The following is a 6,390-nucleotide window of genomic DNA, read 5'->3' on the forward strand; positions in this document are numbered from 1 at the left end:
CCGCGGCTACCACTCCCCCCAAAAACATCTGCTGCGTCGGCGACGACGACCAGTCGATCTATGGCTGGCGCGGCGCCGAGGTCGACAACATCCTGCGCTTCGAGCACGACTTCCCGGGCGCGAAGGTGATCCGCCTGGAGCGCAACTACCGCTCGACCGGCCACATCCTCGCCGCCGCCTCGCATCTGATCACCCACAACGAAGGCCGGCTCGGCAAGACGCTGCGCACCGAGGATACCGAGGGCGAGAAGGTCACGGTCACCGGCGCGTGGGATTCGGAAGAAGAGGCGCGCGGGATCGGCGAGGAGATCGAGGATCTCCAGCGCAAGGGCGAGAAGCTGAACGAGATCGCGATCCTGGTGCGCGCGTCCTATCAGATGCGCGAGTTTGAAGACCGCTTCGTCACCCTCGGCCTGCCCTATCGCGTGATCGGCGGCCCGCGCTTCTATGAGCGCGCCGAGATCCGCGATGCGCTGGCTTACCTGCGCGTGATCAACTCGCCGGCCGACGATCTCGCCTTCGAGCGTATCGTCAATGTCCCCAAGCGCGGGCTTGGCGATGCCACCGTGCAGATGCTGCACGACCATGCCCGCAAGCGCCGCATCCCGCTGTTCGAGGCCGCGCGCGCCGTGGTCGAGACCGACGAGATGAAGCCGAAGGCGCGCGGCAGCCTGCGCCAGCTGCTGTTGCAGTTCGAGCGCTGGCGCAAGCAGAGCGAGGTCACCCCGCACACCGAGCTCGCCGAGATCGTGCTCGACGAGAGCGGCTACACCGAGATGTGGCAAAAGGACCGCTCGGCCGACGCCGCGGGCCGGCTCGACAACCTCAAAGAGCTGATCCGCTCGATGGAGGAGTTCGAGAACCTGCACGGCTTCCTCGAGCACATCTCCCTGGTGATGGACCGCGAGGGCAGCGCCGATGAGGAAGCGGTGTCGTTGATGACGCTGCATTCGGCCAAGGGACTGGAATTCGATAACGTGTTCCTGCCGGGCTGGGAGGAAGGGCTGTTCCCAAGCCAGCGCACGCTCGACGAACAGGGCCGCGCGGGGCTGGAGGAAGAGCGTCGCCTGGCTCATGTCGGGCTGACGCGCGCACGTCGCCGCGCCAAGATCTATTTCGCCACCAACCGCCGCATCCACGGCACCTGGACCACGACGATCCCCTCGCGCTTTCTCGACGAATTGCCGGCAGCGAGCGTGGAGATCACCGAATCCAAAGGCGGCTCGGGCTGGGGCGGCGCCGGCGGCTATGGCCCGTCACGCTTCGACAATGTCGAGACGTTCGGCTCGAGCTATTCGACGCCCGGCTGGCAGCGCGCCCAGGCGCGCGGCCGCGGGCAAGGTGGGCCCGGTCAAGGCGGGCGCGGCCCTGGTCAGGGTCAAGGCGGTTTCAACGAGGAGCAGTCGCCCTTCGGCGGCCGCGGCGAGTTCGGCGGCTTCTCGTCGCGCAACCGGCGCGGTCCGCTGACGATCGAAGGCGAGCTGGTGGCGAAATCCACCGGCACCACGTCGGAATTTGCCCTCGACGACCGCGTCTTTCACCAGAAATTCGGCTACGGCCACGTGGTGAAGATCGACGGCAACAAGCTTACCATCGCCTTCGACAAGGCCGGCGAGAAGAAGGTCGTCGACAGTTTCGTGCAGCGGGCCTGAACCGGCTTCGAGACATGTCGCGCAATATTCGCCCACAGCTCCGCCTTTGTTAGGCCTTGACCGTGGCGGCCGCCATCGTATGAGATGCGGCCATGGTCCGGGGAGGCATTCTCATTTTCGCGGTCGCGCTCATCGTGCCGTCGCTTGCGGCGGCCGAGACGATCAGCTTTGCCGACGCGGCCGCGACGATCGCGGCGAACTGCGCCGCCGACATCACCGCCAATTGCCGCGGCGTCAACCTCGACTCATCGCGTCTGAAGGAATGCCTCAGCCGTAACCAAGACGTGATCTCGCCACAGTGCAAGGCGACCTATTTCCAGGCCTTGGATGCGATCCAGAAACGAATTGCCGCCAGGGTGACGGTGGCCAATGCCTGCCAGCGCGAAATCGTCAAGCTCTGCGCGGGCTCGACCAAGGAAACCAGCAAATCGGTTCCCTGTCTGGTGGCCAGCAATGGCGTCAGCGCGCGCTGTCAGCAGGCGATCGGGGACGCGGGGTATCGCTGATGCGTCATCCGGCGACAGCTTGGTTCGGCGCCGTCGCGGCGGCCCTTCTCGTCTGGCTCAGCTATGACGCGCCGGTGTGCGCCCAGGAAGCGACGCGCGATGCCATCGTCAGCCAGCTCGACCACCTGGACGCCGCGCCTGCGCTGGATCTGCCAGCTCTCAAGCAACAGACTCAGGAGCGATCGAAATCGCGCGGCCGCAACGAGCCGCCGGCGCAGAAGCGCCCGCCAATCGCGCCGGAATTGATGAACCTGCCGACGTTCAATGTCGACATCGCCTTCGACGTCGACACGCCGATCGTGAAGCCCGAATCCTACCAGAGCGTGGGGCGCATCGCTGATGCGATGGTGCATTCCTCGCTGCTGCCCTACGGCTTCCTGATCGTCGGCCATGTCGAGGCGAACGGCAAGCGCGAGGCCAATGTGATCTTGAGCCAGCGCCGGGCGGACGCGATCCGCGATATCCTGGTCAACACGTTCAAGATCTCGGCAAAGCGGCTGCAATCGATCGGGCTCGGCGAGGAGCAGCTGCTCGATCCGGCGCGCCCGACCGCGCCGATCAACCAGCAGATCCAGATCATCACGATCGCCAAGGCCGAGGACACCGCACCGGCTGCGACCCCTGTCGTCGCGCAGCCCGCCGCCAAGAGCGAGGGCTTGAGAAAGCATCGCAAATAACGCGCGCCGCGCCGGCTCAACCTCGCAGGCGGACAACGCGACAGTGCCTGTGTGACCAGGCCCGGCTGCGAAATACCGCTTTCCGGCACGCTGCATTTAAGTTCCCGACCGGCAGCGCCCGGATCAGGGTTTCGCATTAAAACCGTACTGGAATCATGGATTTGCCGGGGCTCCGCATGACCAATCTCATGCCGATGCCGCCGATCCGAAATCTCCGCGCTGGCCGAGATCCCTTGACGGACTTCCGAAGTCCGCAAACAGTGGGCGACAATATTGGACGGACTTCGGGCACGAGAACCAGCCAAATGTCTGTGAGACTCCTGACACGCGGCGCCAGACCGGGAACCCCCGGGGGTTGGCGGCACTTCTTGCCGTCGGTGAGCCGCGACAAATGGCCGGTTTGACCAGCGACGATTCGCGGTTTGTCGGCGTTGCGGCTTGATGGTATAGGCCCATCTTTGCGGCCGTCGATTGCGCGGTCATCGATGTCATCATTGACGAGCGAGTCCGACATGAACGCCCTGTTTCGACGCCAGATGATCGATTACGTCGAATACCATCGGGATCCCCGCAATGGCCTGATGCATGTGTGCGGCATCATTCTCTTGTTCACGGGCGCGGTCCTGCCGCTCAGCCTGTGGCATTTCGATGCGCTGGGCTTCCGAATCAGCCTTGGCGCCATTCTGGCGCTGCCGGTCCTGTTCTATTGGCTGCTCCTCGATGCCGCGCTCGGAGCCGGCATTCTCGCTTTCGCAGTCCTGCTCCTTGCTACCGCCATGATGATTGCGGACCACGTCCACGGAGCGGCGCTCTGGGCCCTGTTTGCCGGACTTGTGATCCTTGGCTTCGTTTCGCAGACCGTGGGTCATAAGGTGTTCGAGCGGAACAATCCTTCGCTGTTGGACCACCCGGCTCATCTGTTTCTTGGACCGATGTTTGTGATGGCGAAATTGTACATGGTCTTCGGTCTCCGGCCCTCCGTGGCCGATCTCATCGCGCCCAACTGGTCGCAGGATCAGGGGGCATCGAACCGGCTTCAAGGCGACCAGCACTCGCATCCCTAAATGAAAGTCCTCGTCACCGGCGGTAGCGGCTTTATCGGACACCACCTCGTCTCTGCGCTGGCAGCGCGGGGCATGGACGTGCGCGTGCTCGACATTCGTTGCCCGACGCACATGATTGCCGATGTGCATTATGTCGAAGGCTCGGTGCTCGATGCGACCGTCGTTCGCGAGGCCGTGAACGACGTCGATCAGGTCTACCACCTCGCCGGCCTGCCCGGGATGTGGATGCCCGATCGTGAAGATTTCTACCGCGTGAACTGCGTCGGCACCGAAACCGTGCTCGCTGCCGCGCGCAAGGCCAATGTCCGGCGCTTCCTGCACTGTTCCACCGAGTCGATCCTGTTCGACTATCCGGGCACGAAAGGCACCGCGACGGCACCGACCGCCCCGCCGGCCACCGCGATGCCCGGCGCCTATACGCGCTCGAAGGCGCTCGCCGAGGCGCGCGCGATGCAGGCGGCCGCGGAGGGCTTCCCGGTCGTGGTCGGCACCCCGACCATGCCGATCGGACCGCATGACAGCAACCTGACGCCGCCGTCGCAGATGCTCCGGCTGTTCCTCGACAATCGGGTCCAGCTCTACCTCGATTTCATCGTCAATCTGGTCGATGTCCGCGACGTCGCGGCCGGGCTGATCCTGGCCATGGAGCGCGGCAAGATCGGCGGCCGCTATGTGTTCGGCGGCGAAAGCCTGCGGCTGCGCCGCATCCTCGACCTGGTCGCTGCGATCAGCGGCCGCAGCCATTTCGCGGTTCCCGTGCCCGGTAAGTTCGCTGAGTTCTCCGCCGGCATGCTGGAATTCATTTCCGATCACATTACCGGGCGTGCGCCATCCGGCACCGCCGAGGGCGTGCGGATCGCGCTCTACGCCTCGGACCTGTCGATCGACCGCGCCCGGCGCGAACTCGGCTATACGCCCCGCCCGATCGAGCCGACCTTGAGGGAAACCATCGCCTTCCTGCTCGCCGCCGAAGGCGGCACTGGGCTCGACGTCAAACAACACCCTTTTCGTACAGCGGCCGAATAGGTAAGAGCGGCCGCGTCTAACTGAGATAACGGTTTCAAGACATGTCTGGCGACTTCAGCCACATCATCGCGTTTGCGTTCAGCGGGTGGACCACGACCTGGCCGACCTCGCTGTTGGCCATCATCTGGCTGATCTGGCTGGCGAGCTGGGTCGGGGCCTCATTCTGGTCCGGCCAGACCCGCAAGCATGTCACCACGCTGCATGCGAGCCGCTATCACATCCTGATCGTCGCCGGCGGCATCCTGTTCACACCGTGGACGGCGCGCGCGCTCGGCGAGAAGCCGATCTGGAATCCCGGCGAGACAGGCGTCTACCTGCTCACTGTGGTGACGCTGGCCGGCATCGCTTTCACCTGGTGGGCGCGGATTCATCTCGGCCGCTTCTGGTCGAATGCGATCACCCACAAGGAAGGCCATAAGGTGATCGACACCGGGCCGTACGGCATGGTCCGACACCCGATCTATACCGGACTCATCCTTGGCATGCTGGCGACGGGGGTAGCGGTCGGAACGATAAGCGCGATTGTCGGTGCGATCCTGATCTCGCTCGGCATGAGCCTGAAGGCGAAGATGGAGGAGGTCTTCCTCTCCGCCGAGCTCGGCCCGGACTACAGTGACTACCGCCGGCGGGTCCCCATGATCATCCCATTCTTGCCGCCGGGCTGAGCTGGACGGGGCGCCGCATCGGCGCCCTGCCCCGGCGGGAGATTGGCCTGCGCAGCGCTGGCCGTGACCGGCAAGAGGTGCCGCGGAATCACGATGCGCTCTCCCGGAACCAGCGGCCCGCTGCCCGCACCGGGATTGGCCTGCTGTACCGCCCATAGCGGCAGGCCGTAATTGGCAGCAATCTGCTCCAACGTGTCGCCCGGCCGCACGAATAGCGCGGTGCCGCTATCCCAGAGCTCGAGCGAGGCGCTGGGCGGGACCAGGTAGCGCAACGGCACTGGATCGGCATCCGCCGTCGCCGGCGTCTGGTTGAGCTGGCTGATCATGTTCACGAGCTGGGCGTGCACATCGTTCATCTTGTCGATGTTGATGTGGGTCACCTCGTCATGATCCTTCATGTCGAAGCTCACATAATGGCCGTGATAGCCAGGCTCGGGCTTCACGTCGCCGCCGCCCAGCACATTGTCCGACAGGAATATGTTGATGAAGCGCTCGACATTGAGCGGGACGCTCTTGGTCGCGTGCGCAGGATCGATCGCCACCACCAGGCTGACCGGAATATGCTCCTCCTGCAGCGTGATCGCGATCCGCACGCTGCAGAGCCCGCCCATGGAATGGCCGATCAGCACGATCGGCCCGGGTTCGGCACGGTAGGCCTTCTCGACCTGGAGCGCGATCAGGTCGCACAGCGTGAATTCATAGACACGAGCCCAGAAGCCAGCCTTCTCGATCTTTTCAGCCAGACGGTCCATGCCGGTCGAAAAGATCGGGCCGAGCGCGCCACGAAACAGATAGACCTG

The 6,390-nt window shown here is 64.5% G+C and carries 7 protein-coding genes; 6 read left to right on the plus strand and 1 reads right to left on the minus strand.

From position 1 onward, the window contains the following. From BRAS3843_RS16070 to BRAS3843_RS16095, 6 genes are all read left to right on the plus strand, one after another. A partial coding sequence (locus BRAS3843_RS16070) for a 3'-5' exonuclease (RefSeq protein WP_035981864.1) occupies window positions 1-1,652 on the plus strand: 1,652 nt, incomplete at its 5' end. Window positions 1,653-1,744: 92 nt separating this feature from the next. After that, window positions 1,745-2,158, plus strand: a complete 414-nt coding sequence (locus BRAS3843_RS16075) for a hypothetical protein (RefSeq protein WP_008970005.1) — start codon at window positions 1,745-1,747, stop codon at window positions 2,156-2,158. Continuing rightward, complete coding sequence (locus BRAS3843_RS16080; protein ID WP_008970006.1) at window positions 2,158-2,835, plus strand: OmpA family protein; 678 nt, start codon at window positions 2,158-2,160, stop codon at window positions 2,833-2,835. The genes BRAS3843_RS16075 and BRAS3843_RS16080 overlap by 1 nt, the downstream gene beginning before the upstream one ends. A 512-nt stretch (window positions 2,836-3,347) precedes the next feature. Then, on the plus strand, window positions 3,348-3,899 hold the full coding sequence (locus BRAS3843_RS16085; protein WP_008970007.1) for an Mpo1-like protein: 552 nt from the start codon (window positions 3,348-3,350) through the stop codon (window positions 3,897-3,899). Further along, window positions 3,900-4,925, plus strand: a complete 1,026-nt coding sequence (locus BRAS3843_RS16090; protein ID WP_008970008.1) for an NAD-dependent epimerase/dehydratase family protein — start codon at window positions 3,900-3,902, stop codon at window positions 4,923-4,925. A 41-nt stretch (window positions 4,926-4,966) separates the two neighbouring features. Then, window positions 4,967-5,590: an isoprenylcysteine carboxylmethyltransferase family protein gene (locus BRAS3843_RS16095; RefSeq protein WP_008970009.1), complete on the plus strand. Its 624-nt coding sequence runs from the start codon at window positions 4,967-4,969 to the stop codon at window positions 5,588-5,590. On the opposite strand, the gene BRAS3843_RS16100 is transcribed toward BRAS3843_RS16095, so the two are convergent. Beyond that, window positions 5,542-6,390 (minus strand): LysM domain-containing protein (locus BRAS3843_RS16100; RefSeq protein WP_050886443.1); only part of this gene is annotated, 849 nt, incomplete at its 5' end. The genes BRAS3843_RS16095 and BRAS3843_RS16100 overlap by 49 nt on opposite strands.

Origin of the sequence: Bradyrhizobium sp. STM 3843 (assembly GCF_000239815.1) — a bacterium.
In the GTDB taxonomy this organism is placed as follows: Bacteria; Pseudomonadota; Alphaproteobacteria; order Rhizobiales; family Xanthobacteraceae; genus Bradyrhizobium.

Coding starts and splice junctions, on each gene's coding strand:
- BRAS3843_RS16075 (WP_008970005.1), top strand. CDS start 1,745: ATGGTCCGGGGAGGCATTCTCATTTTCGCGGTCGCGCTCATCGTGCCG.
- BRAS3843_RS16080 (WP_008970006.1), top strand. CDS start 2,158: ATGCGTCATCCGGCGACAGCTTGGTTCGGCGCCGTCGCGGCGGCCCTT.
- BRAS3843_RS16085 (WP_008970007.1), top strand. CDS start 3,348: ATGAACGCCCTGTTTCGACGCCAGATGATCGATTACGTCGAATACCAT.
- BRAS3843_RS16090 (WP_008970008.1), top strand. CDS start 3,900: ATGAAAGTCCTCGTCACCGGCGGTAGCGGCTTTATCGGACACCACCTC.
- BRAS3843_RS16095 (WP_008970009.1), top strand. CDS start 4,967: ATGTCTGGCGACTTCAGCCACATCATCGCGTTTGCGTTCAGCGGGTGG.